16 protein-coding genes are annotated in these 16,214 nt (G+C 60.7%); 4 read left to right on the top strand and 12 right to left on the bottom strand.

The genetic code is table 11. The features are described 5' to 3' along the window. Positions 1-92: 92 nt before the first annotated feature. The 9 genes from Q362_RS21995 to dnaG form a co-directional block, all read right to left on the bottom strand. Complete coding sequence (locus tag Q362_RS21995; protein WP_051553617.1) at positions 93-830, bottom strand: biotin--[acetyl-CoA-carboxylase] ligase; 738 nt, start codon at positions 828-830, stop codon at positions 93-95. Between the two features lie 101 nt (positions 831-931). Next, on the bottom strand, positions 932-1,162 hold the full coding sequence (locus Q362_RS0104030; protein ID WP_028317637.1) for a dissimilatory sulfite reductase D family protein: 231 nt from the start codon (positions 1,160-1,162) through the stop codon (positions 932-934). A gap of 78 nt (positions 1,163-1,240) precedes the next feature. Continuing rightward, on the bottom strand, positions 1,241-2,383 hold the full coding sequence (gene dsrB / locus Q362_RS0104025; protein WP_028317636.1) for a dissimilatory-type sulfite reductase subunit beta: 1,143 nt from the start codon (positions 2,381-2,383) through the stop codon (positions 1,241-1,243). A gap of 50 nt (positions 2,384-2,433) precedes the next feature. Further along, entirely contained in the window at positions 2,434-3,720 is a 1,287-nt protein-coding gene (gene dsrA / locus Q362_RS0104020; protein ID WP_028317635.1) for a dissimilatory-type sulfite reductase subunit alpha, read from the bottom strand. A gap of 211 nt (positions 3,721-3,931) precedes the next feature. Further along, on the bottom strand, positions 3,932-5,530 hold the full coding sequence (locus tag Q362_RS0104015) for a glucose-6-phosphate isomerase (RefSeq protein WP_028317634.1): 1,599 nt from the start codon (positions 5,528-5,530) through the stop codon (positions 3,932-3,934). Between the two features lie 25 nt (positions 5,531-5,555). Beyond that, positions 5,556-6,218 (bottom strand): ribulose-phosphate 3-epimerase, encoded by a 663-nt coding sequence (gene rpe, locus Q362_RS0104010; protein WP_028317633.1) that lies wholly within the window; start codon positions 6,216-6,218, stop codon positions 5,556-5,558. A 115-nt stretch (positions 6,219-6,333) separates the two neighbouring features. Continuing rightward, the gene (gene dprA / locus Q362_RS0104005; protein ID WP_035215569.1) at positions 6,334-7,419 is read right to left on the bottom strand and encodes a DNA-processing protein DprA; all 1,086 of its coding nucleotides are present in this window, start codon (positions 7,417-7,419) and stop codon (positions 6,334-6,336) included. 36 nt (positions 7,420-7,455) lie between these two features. Beyond that, the gene (locus Q362_RS0104000; RefSeq protein ID WP_028317631.1) at positions 7,456-9,054 is read right to left on the bottom strand and encodes a sigma-70 family RNA polymerase sigma factor; all 1,599 of its coding nucleotides are present in this window, start codon (positions 9,052-9,054) and stop codon (positions 7,456-7,458) included. A gap of 208 nt (positions 9,055-9,262) precedes the next feature. Beyond that, positions 9,263-11,059 carry a DNA primase gene (gene dnaG, locus Q362_RS19025; RefSeq protein ID WP_028317630.1) on the bottom strand — a complete coding sequence of 599 codons (1,797 nt, stop codon included), beginning with the start codon at positions 11,057-11,059 and terminating at the stop codon, positions 9,263-9,265. Between the two features lie 238 nt (positions 11,060-11,297). On the opposite strand from dnaG, the gene Q362_RS19020 reads away from it, so the two are divergent. Continuing rightward, positions 11,298-12,023, top strand: coding sequence for a hypothetical protein (locus tag Q362_RS19020; RefSeq protein ID WP_051553615.1), 726 nt, complete (start codon positions 11,298-11,300; stop codon positions 12,021-12,023). 53 nt (positions 12,024-12,076) lie between these two features. Here the strand turns inward: Q362_RS19020 and Q362_RS0103985 are convergent, their stop codons facing one another. Beyond that, the gene (locus tag Q362_RS0103985; protein WP_245590152.1) at positions 12,077-13,549 is read right to left on the bottom strand and encodes a DNA integrity scanning protein DisA nucleotide-binding domain protein; all 1,473 of its coding nucleotides are present in this window, start codon (positions 13,547-13,549) and stop codon (positions 12,077-12,079) included. A 216-nt stretch (positions 13,550-13,765) separates the two neighbouring features. On the opposite strand from Q362_RS0103985, the gene Q362_RS0103980 reads away from it, so the two are divergent. Next, positions 13,766-13,990: a hypothetical protein gene (locus tag Q362_RS0103980; protein ID WP_028317628.1), complete on the top strand. Its 225-nt coding sequence runs from the start codon at positions 13,766-13,768 to the stop codon at positions 13,988-13,990. Between the two features lie 259 nt (positions 13,991-14,249). After that, positions 14,250-14,444 (top strand): hypothetical protein, encoded by a 195-nt coding sequence (locus Q362_RS0103970; protein ID WP_028317627.1) that lies wholly within the window; start codon positions 14,250-14,252, stop codon positions 14,442-14,444. An 81-nt stretch (positions 14,445-14,525) separates the two neighbouring features. Here the strand turns inward: Q362_RS0103970 and Q362_RS21990 are convergent, their stop codons facing one another. Then, positions 14,526-15,401: a uracil-DNA glycosylase gene (locus Q362_RS21990; protein WP_169737359.1), complete on the bottom strand. Its 876-nt coding sequence runs from the start codon at positions 15,399-15,401 to the stop codon at positions 14,526-14,528. 23 nt (positions 15,402-15,424) lie between these two features. After that, positions 15,425-15,754 carry an FtsB family cell division protein gene (locus tag Q362_RS19010; RefSeq protein ID WP_169737358.1) on the bottom strand — a complete coding sequence of 110 codons (330 nt, stop codon included), beginning with the start codon at positions 15,752-15,754 and terminating at the stop codon, positions 15,425-15,427. Between the two features lie 32 nt (positions 15,755-15,786). Between Q362_RS19010 and Q362_RS0103955 the strand changes: the two genes are divergently transcribed. Continuing rightward, positions 15,787-16,197, top strand: a complete 411-nt coding sequence (locus tag Q362_RS0103955; RefSeq protein WP_028317626.1) for a 2-thiouracil desulfurase family protein — start codon at positions 15,787-15,789, stop codon at positions 16,195-16,197. Positions 16,198-16,214: the final 17 nt, after the last annotated feature.

The following is a 16,214-nucleotide window of genomic DNA, read 5'->3' as shown; positions in this document are numbered from 1 at the left end:
AGAGCACCCTCGCGTGGCAGGCCGTTGAACCGCACGAACCGCATCCTTGCGTCATGAATGGCCGGACAAACCGTGTGGCAACAATGAGAGGATCATGCGACACGCGGGCGAAGCTGCCCACCAATCACCTGATGCTCCACACCGTTCTCTCCGCGAATTCTATACAATCCCTGTTCAGTAATCCCAAGGCCCACGCCGACCAGATCCAGGCCGTCGCGGCCGTATGTGACGGGACACCCGCAAAGCAGGTCGACCTGTTGCCATTCCGTTAGCAGGGCGATCCGGTCGTATCGGAGCCTCGTCACCTGTTCGGTGATGGCATCGGTCAGGGTGGACAGGAGCCCGTCCAGCTCTATCGGCGCATGCAGATGCTCGAGGAGTGTGGTTATCACGGGTTGCACCTCCGCCGCGAAATCCTGGACGCGGTTATTGACATTCACGCCGACACCGATGATGATCGTTGCCGTCGCACTGGCCCGACCAGGCTTGATGACGTTTTCACAAAGAATACCGGCGAGTTTTTTCCCGTCAAGATACAGGTCGTTAGGCCATTTGATGCGGGGAGCCACGTCGAATTGGCACCGGAGTGCCGTCAGGCAGGCAAGCCCAGTTGCCAGAGTGATCAACGGGAGTTGATCGAAAGGCAAATCCGGTTCGAGCACCAGGGAGAAATACAATCCGCCTTGGGGCGAATCAAAGGCGCGCCCATATTGCCCCCGCCCTGCCGACTGGGTGGTGGCAAGCACGACCGTTCCGGCTGGCGTACCTTCCGCCACCAAATCCTTGGCAACCCGATTGGTGGAATCAATATGGTCAAAGCGCAGAATCATGTGTCCTGAGCCGGTGTGGTGCAGCGAGGCAGCCCAAAAAAGAAAAGCAGAGACCCTGAAACGGATCCCTGCTCACTCATCCGATGTACCAGAAAAAGCTGTTACTTCTCTTCGTTCTGAATGCGGTCAGGACGGGCATACATGGTGGTCGACCCGGATGACCAGAACATCAGTTCACCTTCGGTCACCAGCGCATTGGCGATTTTTTTGATGTCTCTCGGCTTGGCGTCCGGATCGCACTCATAAAAATCTTTGATGTACAGCTGGGGTTTTGGTGCTTTTTTCGCCTTTTCTATAATGGCCTTTTTCAGTTCTTCTACGCTCAGTGCCATAATGCGCTCCTCGTGGTGTGTGAAAAACACAAAAATGATCGGCTCTGAAAATCAGAGCCGATCATCGGTTACTTGCTGTTACTTGGTGTATGCGGCAGTATGACTGGTGAACTTGAATTGAGTGGTAGTCCGCCACGTGTCGTATGCCAGACGGTAATCGTCAATGGATTTCTCCGTGAACGGAAGCCCGGTTTTCTCAAAGAATTTCTCCCAGCCGATCCGCTCGGCCCACTCACCGACGCGCTCGTATTTCTTGGCATCCTTGGCATAGGCTTCAAGAATCTGACGAACGCAGGCAACGGTTTCCGGCCAGCGCGGAGTGGTATTCGGCAGAAACGGTACAACCAGCTTGGAGAATTTCGGCGCTGATTTGGAGTTGGAAACCTTGCCGCCAACCAGAATGGCGATACCGTCGCCTTCCGGATCGGCCAAGGGCATGGCCGGGCACATGGTGTAGCAGTTACCGCAGAACATACAGCGCTCGGCATTGACCTTGACCGATTTTACTTCCTCGCCGGCGGAGTTGGTCGCCTTGGCAGGCTTGATCGCGCCGAGCGGACAGGAAGCGATGGCCAACGGAATTTCGCAAACACCGGTGATGCGATCGTTGTCGATCATCGGCGGCTTGCGATGGATGCCCAGAATGGCGATATCGGAGGCATGAACGGCGCCGCACATGTTCAGGCAGCAGGCCAGAGCGATACGGACCTGAGCAGGCAGCGACATGGAACCGAAATACTCGAACAGATCGTCCATGACCGCCTTGACCGGCCCGGATGCGTCGGTGGCCGGCGTATGGCAATGCACCCAGCCCTGGGTATGGACGATGTTGGTCACGCAGGCGCCGGTCCCACCGATCGGGAAGGTGGTGCCGTGACTCTTCAAGGTCGCTTTCAGCGCCTCGACTTTCTCCTTGCTGTCCACCATGAACTCGACGTTGTTGCGGGTGGTGAAACGAAGGTAGCCATCGCAATGCTTGTCGGCGACGTCGCAGATGAGACGTATCCGGTTGACGGTCAGCAGACGGGCGGAGCCACAACGAACCGTGTACACTTTGGCACCGGTTTCGGAAACATGCATGAGGACACCGGGCTCAAGGATCTCGTGATAGAGCCATTTGCCTTTATTCTCTTTGATGACTGGCGGCAGAAAATCTCCATAGTACCGCGGCCCCAAGTCGGTAATCCGACCTTCCATAGGATTATTCGGATCGTAACCCATTATATTATCTCCTTATAAGTAGTTCCGTTAGGTTCTATCGATGACGGTTATCAGGCGGCGTGACGTTTTCTGAATGCGACAACATCACGCTCCCAGCCACCAGGCACTTCTTCTTCCTTCCAGAAGACGTACGGATTGGAACGCGGTTCTTTCACATGTTGAGGCATGGGTTCGATCTCCATGACACTCAGGAAGGTCGGCAGACCGATGCGCTGCATGGTCTCACCCACGCGCTCGCGGTTCTTGCCCACTTCCATCCACCAATCCCACACCTTCTCGATCATGTCGACGATGCCTTGAAAATCATCTTCGGCGTTCACTTCGATGAACGGAACAACCAAGGTGGCGAACTGGGCGCCATCAAGAATCGGGGCCTTGGCGCCGATGCAGATGGAGGCACCTTTCTCGGCGCCGGGGCGCAGGGCGCGGGGCATGACGTTAATGCAGTGCATGCAGCGGGTGCACTCGGCATCGTCGATCTTCAGTTCATTGCCTTCCATCCACATGCAGTTGGTGGGGCAGAGATCGATAACCTCTTTCTGAATATCGAATTTACCCCAGTCACGTCCCTTGTGGGCACCGGCGTTGGATGGATATTCCGAGTCGTTGGCAATGTACTTCTGCACAGCGGCCTGGTCGATGCGTATGCTGTCCTTCCAGGTGCCGATAACGGCGAAGTCGGAACGGGCGATGGCGGCAACGCAGTCATTCGGGCAGGCGGAGAATTTGAATTTAAACTTGTAGGGGAAAGCCGGACGATGGATCTCGTCCTGATAGCGCTGGGTCAGGCTGTTGCAGACTTCCTGCGCGTCGTAGCAGGCCCACTCGCAGCGGGAGTCGCCCAGACAGCAGGAGGGGGTCCGCAGGTTGGAGCCGGAACCGCCCAGGTCCTGATTCAGATCGTGGGTCAGATCCCAGAACAGCGGCTCAAGGTTCTCGGTCCGGGTGCCGAGGAAGATCATGTCACCGGTGGAACCATGCATGTTGGTGACGCCGGAACCGTACTTCTCCCACAGATTCATCAGCGCGCGGAGGTTCTCGGTGGTGTAGTAGAGGCCCGACGGCTGGGCGATACGGACGGTATGGAAATGCTCGACGCCGGGGAACCGGGTAGGAACGTCCGAATAGCGACCGACGATACCACCGCCGTAACCGAAAACGCCAACGATACCGCCGTGTTTCCAATGGGTGATCCGATCCTTGTATGAAAGCTCAAGCTGACCAAGGATATCCCAGCACTCAGGCTTGGTTTCTGCCTGCTGCTTGAGGTCGGTGACGAAACTCGGCCATGGACCTTTTTCCAGTTCGTCCAATAGAGGCGTTTCATGCTTTGCCATCAGTGTTCCTCCTAGAGATTATGTGGTTAAAAAAAACCTGTCAATTCAATTAGCCTGAACGAAAAATGCACGTCAATACAGGCAAGAACGCGCATTACTATATTGAATGCTCATTCAGAGGGCGAGCATAAACGCCCGGCAACCCTTTGTCAACAAAAAATCTAAGACACTGTCGCGCCATGCAAAACTGCGATGACAAGGGTATCCACCTTCACTCGATTCCGGCCTGCCGCAGCATGCTCTCTTCCGGGGTAGTCGACTCCGCAGAAACCATCCTACCCGAAAGCAGATCCAGCAGTCGGGTGGCCAAAACCTTGCCCAACTGCACTCCTTCCTGGTCAAACGAGTTGATGTTCCAGCAGAATCCCTGAAACGCGATCCGGTGTTCATAGATTGCCAGCAGCGCCCCCATGGTCCGCGGCGTCAGCCGGTCGGCAATCAGGACCGAATTGGGGCGATTCCCCGGAAAACACCGGGCAGGGTTGTCGTCCCGCTTACCCAGGGCCAGGGCCAGGGATTGGGCCAGCATATTGGCGATCAGTTTCTGCTGCGAACTCGTCCCGGCCACCTCGAGATCGAGGCCATACTGGCTGTAGCGGAAACCGATGAACTCCACCGGCACCACTTCGGTGCCTTGGTGGATCAGTTGGTAAAAGGCGTGCTGGCCATTAGTCCCCGGCTCGCCCCAGACCACCGGCCCGGTCTGCCACCCGACCGCCTTTCCATGCCGGGTAACCGACTTGCCGTTGCTCTCCATGTCGCACTGCTGCAAATGGGCAGGAAATCGGGACAGCGCCTGGCTGTACGGCAACACCGCCACCGTGGCATGGCCGAGGAAATTATGATTCCAGATCCCCAACAGCGCCAGCAGCAAGGGAACGTTCGCCCGGATGTCGGGCTCCAGGGCGGCCCGGTCGACCTCGTGCGCCCCTTGCAGGATTGCCATGACCGCCTCGAATCCCAGGGCGAACCCCAGGGTGACCAGCCCCACCATGGAGGTCGCCGAATAGCGGCCGCCGACGTAGTCCTCCATATAAAAGGACCGCAGATACGTGCCGGGGTCATCCATGGGGCTGCCCTCGCCAGTGACCGCCATCAGATGCCGGGCCGGATCCAGGCCTTCCTGCGCGAGCCGGGCGCGGACCAACTGTTCGTTGGTCAGGGTCTCCAGGGTGGAGCCGCTCTTGGACACGACGTTGAAGAGCGTGCGCGACAGATCGAGCCCGGCCAGCACCTCGGCCGTATCGTCGGGATCGACATTGGCGATGAATTGGGCGGCGCGGCCGGGAAGCGCGTATGCCTTCAGCGCCAGATACAGGGCGCGCGGTCCCAGGTCGGAACCGCCGATGCCCACCTGCACCATGGTGGTGAAGGGTTGGCCCTGGGCATTGGTGACGGTGCCGTCGGCCAATTCATCAAGAAAAATTCGCAATTTATCGAGTTCCCGCCGGGCCTTGGCCGTGGCCGCCGGCACCAGGGGCGGTTCCGCAAAGACATCGCGGCAGGCAGTATGGAGGACTTGCCGATTCTCACTGGCATATCCTTCGATGCGGTTCAGCACCGCCCCCTGCTGCATCGCCGCACAGGCGGCAACCAGCCCGGCCTCGTCGGCAAGCTCCTGCAGGGCATCCACAACCTCGGGGGTGACCCGCTGGGTTGCGTACAGCAGATCGAAGCCACAGCACGACGCCTTCATCGCGCCGATCCGCTGCGCAGTCAATCCGGCCGCCGCAGTCAGATCATGGGGGGCTTTGGCCAGGGCGGCAAGTCTGCCCACCGCTGCATATGCCGAAAAATCACGAAATTCCATAGACGTCTCCCCTTGCCTTGGGCAGTCACTGCCGCGCCAGTTCCTTCATCCGGGAAATAATGGCCCGATAATCTTCCTGCCCATAAATCGCGGAACCGGCCACAAATATGTTGGCTCCGGCCGCCGCCGCCCGGCCGATGGTCGCGGGGCCGATGCCGCCATCCACCTCGATGCCGGCCCCCGGATTCACCTGGTCGAGCATCTGCCGCAGCCGTCTCGTTTTCTCCAGCGAGGATTCGATGAACGACTGGCCACCGAAGCCGGGATTCACGCTCATCAGCATCACCAGGTCGACCTCGGTCAGGACATATTCGAGGGTGGAGAGCGAGGTGGCCGGGTTGAGCACCGCGCCGGCCTTTCTGCCCCGCTCCCTGATCGCGGTCAGGGTGCGGTGGAGGTGGGTGCAGGCCTCGACATGCACCGTCACCCAATCGGCGCCGGCGTCAATGAAATCGTGGATATAGCGATCAGGGTCGGTGATCATCAGATGGACGTCGACCGGCAGCCGGGTCACCGCCCGGACCGCACGGACCACCAGGGGGCCGATGGTGATGTTGGGCACGAAATGGCCGTCCATGACATCCACATGGATGACATCGGCTCCCGCCGCTTCGACAGCCCTGACCTCTTCGCCGAGTCGGGAAAAATCGGCGGAAAGGATCGAGGGCGCAATCATGAGGGATCGCATGGCACTCCCGAAAGAAAAGATGGCTCTTTGAGCAGCGCTGGCTGCCGTGAACCCGAAATATACCAGATTGTCCGGAAAAAAACCGGTTATTCGCGATGACGGACTGCCGGGAATTTCAATCGGTGCGGACACGCTCGTACTGTTGGCCGGGGACCTGGCGGACCAGTCCCTGCAATTCCAACTGGAGCAGGAGCCCGTGGATTTCGGCTACGGTCAGGCCGGTAGTCCGGACGAGGGCGTCGATGTCACGGGGGTAGACGTCCAGGGCGTCGAGCAGCCGCCGTTCCGGCTCCGTCAGCGGCGACGGCAAAGCGGTGTCGACCGGGTCGGATATGCACGCCCTGGTCCAGGACAACTCCTCCAGGATGTCGGCCGTGCTCTGCACCAGATGGGCGCCCTGCTGGATCAAACGATGGGTACCAGCGCTTTTGCGGGAATCGATCCGGCCCGGCACGGCAAAAACTTCGCGGCCCTGGTCGAGCGCCAGTCGGGCGGTGATGAGAGAACCCGATTTCTCGGTGGCCTCCACCACCACCACGGCCATGGCCAGACCACTGATGATCCGGTTGCGCGCCGGAAAGCGGAAGCCTTCCGGCCGTGTCCCCAGCGGATATTCGCTGAGCACGAGGCCGTTGGCCGCGATGCTGCCGAACAACTCGGCATGGGTCCGGGGATAGATCACGTCGATGCCGCAACCGAGGACCGCTATGGTGCCGCCACCGCCCGCCAGGGCGCCGCGGTGGGCAGCGGCGTCGATCCCGTAGGCGGCGCCGGAAACAACCGTCACTCCCGCGGCCACCAGCTCGGTGGCAAAGGTTGTGGCGACGCGACGGCCGTAGTCGGTGGCGGCCCGTGAGCCGATGACGGCCACGGCCGGCCGCTCCAGCCAATCGAGGGCACCACGGCAGTACAGGAGAACGGGGCTGTCGGGAAGAACGCGCAGGGCAGAGGGGAAGGCGGGACAATCGGGGGTCAGCAGGGTGAGATCGAACTCGCCGAGCCGACGCAATTCGTCACGGGCGCGCTGCCGGGCCGCAGCTCTCTGCCGGGTGTCGCTCAGGATGTCGACCAGTCGAGGACCGATACCGGGACGCGACCGGAGACCGGACGGATCATCAAGGACTGCCGCCGGCGATCCAAGCCAGCGAACGAGGCGGTTGATCAGGGTGCATCCCAGGCCGGGAAGCAACGAGAGGGTCAACCAGTCTTCGGCGGCCGGAGGGCGGGACAAGGGAGGCTAATCGGTCATGAAGGCGAGCAGTTCCTGGCTTCTCGCCGGGTGCCGCAGTTTTTTCAATGCCTGCGCCTCGATCTGGCGGATGCGCTCCCGGGTGACGGCAAAGCACTGCCCGACCTCTTCCAGGGTGTGGTCACAACCGATTTCGATACCATAGCGCATACGCAGCACCTTTTCCTCCCTGGGGGTCAGCGACCCCATCACCTTGCACAGGCATCGCTTGAGGCTTTCGGTGGTCGAATAGTCCTGGGGATCGGGATGGGCATGATTCTCGATGAAGTCGCTGAGCAGGGTATCCTCTTCATCGTTGACCGGTGCATCGAGGGAAATGGCGTCCTTGGCCGTTTTCAGGGCGATATGCACTTTCTCCACGTCGGTACCCAACTGCGCCGCCATCTCCTCCGGGGTCGGTTCCCGGCTTTCGACCCGCTGAAAATCCTTGGAGAACCGGAGCAGACGGTTGATGGTTTCGATCATGTGCACCGGCAGACGGATGGTCCGTCCCTGGTCGGCGATGCCGCGGGTCACGGCCTGGCGTATCCACCATGTGGCATAGGTCGAAAATTTGTAGCCCCGCTTGTAGTCATATTTCTCAACGGCCTTCATCAGGCCGATGTTCCCTTCCTGAATAAGGTCGGGTAACTGCATGCCGCGGTTCATGAATTTCTTGGAAACCGAGATCACCAGGCGGAGATTGGCACGGACCAACATATCCTTGGCCTGTTTGGCGGTCTCCCGCCCCATTTCGATTTCCTGCTGCACCTGGATGAAGGCGGGCCATGAAATGCCAATGGTTTCGGCCAGTTCGAGGGTGACGCGCTGCTCGACTTCGGCGGGATTGATTTCGGCGGATTCAGGGTGCAATAAATGCCGCCGGGCGGCAAGCAACAATTCCTGCTGGCGGGCAACCACCCGGACCTTGTTGAATTTCTGGGCCAATTCCTTGACCGCGTCGGCCACCGACAGCAACCCCTTGGAACACAGTCGATACGCCTGAAAGAGGTTGGCTATGTTGCTGCCTACGGCCAGGATGTCGGCTACCAAAGCGGTCTCCCTGGCCCCGTCGCCCGCATGTTTCTTCAATTCGAGAAACAGCTCCCGGCGCCGGGCATCGAGTTCGTTCGCCTTTTCCACCTGGTCGAGGAAGGCGTCCCGCACCGTGGTCAACTCCTCTTCGTCGTTGTCGGACAAGCCGCGGATCACCGAATTGATGCGGACATTGCCCCGCAGCAGATTCTCGGCCAGGTCGTTGAGCGCGGTGACCCCCAATGTCAGCCGCAGCACCGCCTGCTGAATGCGGGTTTCCCCATCTTCGACCATGCGGGCCAGTTCGATCTCCTCCTCGTGACTGAGCAACCGCTGGCTGCCCATTTCCCGGAGGTAGATGTTCATCGGATCGATGCTGCTCCCCGTTCCTCGCCGGTCGCCCGACCGCCTGTCCTCCCCCATGCGCCGGTCCAGGGATGAACGGCGCTCGATGCCGTTGCGAATGGCCCAATCGTCTTCCTCGTGCGTATCGCGTGCCCACCCCTGATGCGGTCTTTCGGCACATGCTTCGGGTTCTTGATCATCTTCCAAAAGAAAACTATCCGCTTCCATCACCCCTCCTTCACACCGCCGTCCGCTCAACGGCATATGCCTCGACACACCCGCCTTCCACGAAGAACGAAGAATTACAGCATATCAAAAGGATACGAGAAAAATACGGCTCATTCGTTTCAACTTGCCAAAATTACAGGAGATACATCAAAACCACCCTAAAATACAATTTTTTAAACTTATCCGATTTGTATCTTTTTTCAACATGTTAAATTAAAAAGCCCTTCTTTTTTTGTTCCATTTCCTGTTTCCGACGGATCAATTCCATCAACAACCCTGTATTCCCAAGGCTTTCAGCCCGATGGATCTCCTCCTGCAACTCAGCCACGGTCCGCTTGTGCACAGCCGCGCGCAGCCAGCGCACCAGTTCATCGCACATGGTTCGGGCCTGTTCCTGCTGACCGGTCTCATGCGGCAATCCCTTGGTGAGCACCTGCACGAGGTAGGCGCGGTCCTGCGTATCGGCGACATACGCGAGCACCTGCTCGGGTTGCCGGGAGACGGTCCCGTCCATCTGCGCCATCAGCTCGATCAGCCGGAGCGCGGTGGGTTCCCGGACCACATCCGCGAGGCCGGCCTGGAGGAGCTCGTCGAAGTATTCGGGATAGAGGACGAGAAAATCGATTACTTGCCGCTCCTGCATGGGCAGACGGGCAAGCCCCTCGGAGGGGGACGCCGCTTCGGCAGCGGCGCTCGGGCGCACCGTTGGTCGGCCGGACTGGAAATACGTGGGCGCCACTCCCAATTTTTCGCTGAAATGGGCCACCATCAGGGCCCGCTGCTCGGGAAGGGTCGACTCCCTGATGAGTTCCTTCAGTTCCGCGATGATCCTGTTTTTGCCCGTCAGGGTCAATCCGTGCGTCCGCACCAGGGCATCAAAGGCGAATTCGGCCAGAGGGCGGGCCGTTTCCACCAGGGCGGCGATCGCCGCCGGTCCCTCGGCACGGACATAGGAATCGGGATCGTGGCCGGCCGGTAGCAGGGCCACCCTCCCCTCGACCTGCTCGGCGAGGAAATAGGGGATGCTGCGCATGGCCGCCTTCAGGCCGGCCGCGTCGGCGTCGAACAGCAAAACCGCCTCGTCGCCGTAGCCGCGCAGGGTGCGGATGTGATCACGGGTCAAGGCGGTGCCCAGAGGGGCGACCACATTGTCGATACCGTGCACGGCGAGCAGGAGCAGATCGAAATTCCCCTCGACCACCAGGGCGCGGCGCTTTTTGCGGATGGCATCCCGATGCTGATGGAGTCCGAACAGGAGCCGGCTCTTTTCGAAAATCGGGCTCTCGGGCGAATTCATGTACTTGGGCTTGCCATCACCCAGGATGCGGCCGCCGAAGGCCACGATCCGCCCGGTCATGTCGGCTATGGGAAACATGACCCGCGAACGGAAACGGTCATAGTGGCCGCCGCGTTCCTTGCCGACCGCCAGCCCCGACTGCATCAGGGTGTCAATGGACAGGCCCTTGGCCAGCAGTTGCTCGGCGAGATAGCTCCAGCCGGCCTGTTCCGGGTCCGGCGCACACCCCAGACGGTAGCGCTCGACGATCGCGGCCGGCACGCCCCGCTGCTCAAGATAGGTCCGCGCCACCTTGCCCAGTTTTGGGTGGCGCAGGCACTGCTGATAGACGACCGCCGCCGCCTCGTTGGCCTCGTACAGTGCCTCGCGCCGGCGTAACTGGAGTTTTTCCGCCTCGGTCAGCTGCCGCTCCGCCAGCTCGATGCCGTATCTCTGCGCCAGGGTCTTGAGCGCCTCGGGAAACTCCATGCGATGATACTTCATCACAAAGGCGAAGACATCGCCGTGTTCGCCGCAGCCGAAGCAATGGAAGAATTGCCCCTGGGGATTGACCGTGAAGGAGGGCGTCTTTTCGTTGTGGAACGGACAGAGCCCGGTCAGGCGGTTGCCGGCCCGTTTCAGTTCGACCACCTCGCCGATCACCTGGACGATATCGGCGGCCTCCTTGACGGTATTCTTGATCTGCTCACGACTCGCTGAAATGGTCATACCTGTTCATTCGCGTACTTCGCTTTGTATCTTTTCCCCGGCGCGGGCCGGGTGGCCTTCGCCCCGACGGGAAGAGCGGTGTATCGGCCGGTCGACGGCGACGATCCCGCATGCTTTTTTTAGCATTGTCATTTATGGTGGCAATGGACAAGCAGGAAAAGGAAGGTGCGACGCCCTTCCGCTCCGGTCCGTTCCTTTCCCACTCCCCTTTTCGCGGAGGCGCACGACGGATTGACGCATGCACGACCTGGAAGGCACGCTCGCCCTGGAAATCAAGAAGGAGATGGCGGATCGCTATTTCGGCTTCCGCAAGATGATCGAGGAGGACAGCCAGCAGTACAGCCGGCATCTTCGGGAGGCCTACCGCCAACTGGAAAACGAGGTGGGATTCGATCTGATCAGGCTCTACATCCTCCTGGGGCGGGAATCCCTGATCCATGACTTCTTCCGCCTGACCGGCATGCGCGACCAGGTGTTTCTCGATCCCTACCTCCTCAGCTCGCCGACCATCCGGCAGCGGCTGTTCAAGGGGCAGCTCATCCACGGCCTCACCCGCCGCTCCCGCTTCCGCCACCTCTTTTTCGACCTCTACGACCGGCTGCGGGCAGGGGTGGCAACCTACACCGCCACCCTCAGGCGACTCGTCGAGGAAGGCAAGACCATTGCCGCTGAAATCGACGAATTCCACCGAAACAACGACCTGGGCACCATGATGGGATTTCTTCGCCGTCTGGACGGCGGGGCCATGCAGGAGGAAGGGCCGATGGTGGGCGGTCTCTCGCCGCAGCGGGACAGCGCCCTGGCGGGAAAAATGCGGCTCGCCACCCCGATCGGGGCCGAAACGCTCCTGCCAGCCATTCCGGACCTGCCGGCCGTGCACACCTGCCGGGGCAGATTGCAGGAACTCGTCGATACCGCCTTCACCGTCCAGGGCAAGCCCGAAGTGCGGGACTATACCCGCTAGCGGCCGACGGCACGCCCGAAACACTGCGACGGCGGCACCGGGCGAGCGACCGGCTACAAGCCGACCCAGTAGTCCAGGCGGTCGAGATGATACATGCAGCCGCCCTGCTGGGTCCACGCGCAGGCCCCCTGGATATCCATCCCCTGGTGGATGACGGAAACCGGCCGGTCCGAGGAAACGACCACCACGATGATCTTGGGATGCTCGGCGGTGAACCGCAGGGCCGAGTTGTAGCGCGCCCCCCTGGCAAGGTCCTCCCCCTCGAAGGCCCGTCCGTCGAGCAGGCAGGCAAAGCCGTGCAGATGCATGTCCGCGCCGATGTGGATCGCGCCATCCACCTTGGCCAGCGACTTGGTCAGCTTCAGGGTGTAGGGTTTGCGCAGATCCAGGGGCGGCGAGAGGGTCTGTCCCGAAATCCGGACCGGGCGTTCATTGAGATCGATGACGACCGCGCAGCCGTGTTTGCGGCGCTGGGCATGCTGCACCAGGCTGACCACGATCTTGAAAATGAAATAACAGTCGAATCGTTTGAGTTCCGACTCCAGCAGCAGTTCCTCCAACTGAACCAGCTTGGCTTGATAGGTGGTCGAGGAGAATCTGCCGTCGGCAAAACTGCACACCTTGCCGCGGTTCACCTTCAGAAACCCGTACCGGCCGCGGAAATCCGCGCAAATGGAGAAGGACGGCAGGGTATCGTCGCAGATGCCCAAGATGGCCCGCCCGTCGCTGACCAGGGAGCGGCCCGAACGCTCGACGGTGAGCAGCAGTTTGCGCACATGCTTGTAGTTGATCAACTGCGGCCGCAATTCTTCCTGAAACTTGACCAGAAAATGCAACTGGTCGAGCATGCCGGGATCGACGAAAAGCAGGCGCCCCTCCGCCCAGGACCCCTCCTCCTGGGTTTCGGAAATCATCAGCACGGCGTCCAGGATGGGATAAATCCGCATGGAGGTGTCCCAGCCGAGCTGCACGTTCATCAGGTCGATGATGTGGTCCCGGACCGCATGCGTGGCGTATTCCTTGAGAAAATATCCCGAGATACCGGTGTACAACTCCGCATCGTTGGCGAGATCGTGGGAAAATCGCCAGACCGCATGCTCCAGCCAGCACTCGGTCGGCCCGGTGGCACAGAGGTCGGGATGCTGTTCGGTGAACCACTGTTGAAAAAAGACCGATCCCGAATAGCCGCCATGGGACAAAAGACCCGCCAGTCCCGGATCCTTGATCGGGATGATTTCGGCGTAGTGCTTCCGGTCGAATCGGACCTTCTCGTTGGTCCGCCAGCTCTGATTGTCGAGATACAGACTTTTGCAGATCGGCTCGTGCCCCTTGAGCAGATTCTGGGGATCGCACAGCAGCATCGGGCTGTCCGGCCGGAGGGCGAAAATGACCGCCGCCCGGCTCGCGCCGGAAAAATGGGTCAGCCCGTCACTGAGGCCGTTGAGGATGTCGCTGACGCAACGGCGGACAAACGACTGCCGGACCCGGTCGTTCATGGGCAGCATCAACGGGTTCCCTGATGTCATCTGGCACTCATTCCTTTCCGGTCACGTCTGTTTGTCGGCAAGCCATTCAGGGTCACAGTACAGACAGGATACCGGAGCGTCAAGGCGATTTCCGCCCAACCCGCCGCACCTGTTCCTGCCGGCGCGGCGGGTTGGGCGGACGTTGCCCCTTGACAGGAATACAATCATGCCGATACTGGCATCGAGAACCATTATCAAATAACTGGAGGGTACATCATGGCGTTTGTGTGCACCACCTGCGGGGCAGCGGCGGAGACACCCGGCCACCTGTGCAGCCCGTGCGATACGGCCGCCAGCGGCACCTTTTGCGACATCGCGGGCAACGGCACCCGGCACGCGTGCCGGGACAAGACCGCCACTGTGCAGTTCTATTGCACTACCTGCGGTCAGGTGGCGGAAGAAAAGCGGTATCTCTGCAATCCCGAGCCCATCGACAACTGATGCCGTTGCCGGGGCCGACCGACGCACGTCATCGACCGCACCCCGTCGTCTGGATGACGGCGCGGTGCGGCATGCCATTTTCCGTGCGCATCCGAAGTTCGAAGAGAACGCCTTCCCCGCTCGCCGCTGCATTCCCGGCCAAAAAGAACTTGGCCAAGCGGTCTTTTCCGCCTATCATGGCCGGACAACAAACACCGTCCGTCCTTGCCCGCCCCCGACGGATCGGAATTCCAGAACGGTCCCAGCGAGCGGTATGCCCATGGAAGACTCTATTGCCGAAGAACTCGTCACCATCATCAAGAAGCAAAAACAATCCGAGTACGAGGAGGCCTTTGAACGGGCTTTTGAACTGACCAAGGCCTACGCCGGTTCGGCCAATGCCCAGGCTTCGACCATCCCCTTCGTCTTCGAGCGGCTGTTCGAACTGTTTGTCACCGGCAAGGCCAGATCCTGACCGCCGTCTCCGTCTTCCCTTCGGCCCGGTCTTTTTTCCGGCTGCTATCGGTTACGGAAAGTGACGCCAGGGACGCCTGCGTTACCGTGCCTGCAGATGGCGCTGAATCATCTGCAGATCCTGCCAGGCCGCCTTCTTCAACTCCACATTTTTAAGGAGAAAACGGGGATGAAAGGTCGCCATGATCTGGAGCGGCTCGCCGGCCGGCCGTGCCAGCCGGCAGGGATGGAACCGGCCGCGCGTTCGGAAAAGCGACCCCTGCGCCCCTGTGAGCGAACAGGCCGCGATCTCTCCCATGGCGCACACCACCCTGGGCCGCACCAGTTCGATTTCCCGCAACAGGTATCCATGACAGCACCGGATGCTGTCGTCTCCGGGAATGTCCGAAGGCAGCGGACAGCATTTGACCGCATTGGTCACATACACCTGTTCAGGCGAAAGGCCGATGGCGCGCATCATATTCCAGAGCATGGTGTCCTCGGTGGCACCGAACAGGGTCGTGGCGGCAAAGCCGGTGCTCTGGTCGGAATAGTCGCCGACCACCACCAGCAATGCATCCGCGCTGCCCATGGCGTGGACCACACCCTGCCTGGCCGTCGCCAGGGGACATTGGCGGCAGGCATCGATTTCACTCCGGAGAGCCTGCAACGCGGACGCGGCTGTTCCCGACGCTTCAGGCTGCGGCGCCTTGATACGCTCGGGCGGAGCCGCCCTGCCCGGCTCTCCCCCGCTTGCGGCCGGGCGGGCTTGCGCGCCGCCGGAACGCAGAAATTGTGCGAGCACCGGGGACAGGGGATACCGCTCAATGCCCATCTGCTGATGGTAGCGCAACACGGTCCTCAGGGCAGCAGCCGAATTGAGAACGGCTGCCCGGTCGGCCGGCGGCGTCCCCCGTTCAGGCCCCGCACCCTTGTCACTGGCCCCGCCCGTCATGCCGTCGCCTCTTTCCCTGTCCATGACAGCCTCATCTGCCATCACGATTATTCCTTTTTCTTTTTGGGTGTTTCAAACTCGAACACTGTTTCGTTTTTTTTCAGCAGGCCGTGCTTTTTCCGCGCCACCTCTTCCAAATACTTGTCATCGGAGCGCAGCCGGTTGATATCTTCGGTCAGCTCGGTATTTCGCGCCTCAAGACGGCTGTTTTCCTCGGTTAGGGTGGCGATATCCTTTTTCAGTTGCAGGTATTGAAAAAACCCGCGTCCGGGGGCGAACAGCACCCACAGCAGGAAAAAAACCACGATCGCCGCGCCAAGAAACCAGAGCATCTTCCTGTCCGGGCGGTTATCCTCATGCTGTTTGCGTATCGCCATGTGCATTTTCAATGTCGTGTGGTAAGCCCGTTATGGAACATCAGAACACATGCCTGGTGAGTGCCTGCCTCACCGGACTCTGCACCCGCTACGACGGCCAGAGCAAGCCGGATCCCGCCTGTCTGCGCCGGTTGGCGACCTGCCACTGGATCCCCGTCTGCCCCGAACAATTGGGCGGCTTGGCCACACCACGGCCCGCGGCCACCCTGACCGGCGGCGACGGCCACGGGGTGCTGGCCGGCACGGCCCGGGTCGTCGACCGGTTCGGCACCGACGTGACCGCAGCTTTCGTCCGCGGCGCCCAGATGGTGCTCGCCATTGCCCAGGCGCAGAACATCACCCTCTGTCTGCTCAAGTCCGGCAGCCCCTCCTGCGGCTTCGATCCTCTGGGGGTAACCGCCGCCCTCCTGCAACGCCACGGCATCCAGATCATCTCCTTCTAGCCGCCGCTCCGCCCGGC

Source organism: Desulfobulbus elongatus DSM 2908 (assembly GCF_000621145.1).
Taxonomy (GTDB): Bacteria; Desulfobacterota; Desulfobulbia; order Desulfobulbales; family Desulfobulbaceae; genus Desulfobulbus; species Desulfobulbus elongatus.
The sequence above is the reverse complement of the archived record's forward strand: the minus strand, read 5'-3'. Positions and strand labels throughout refer to the sequence as shown.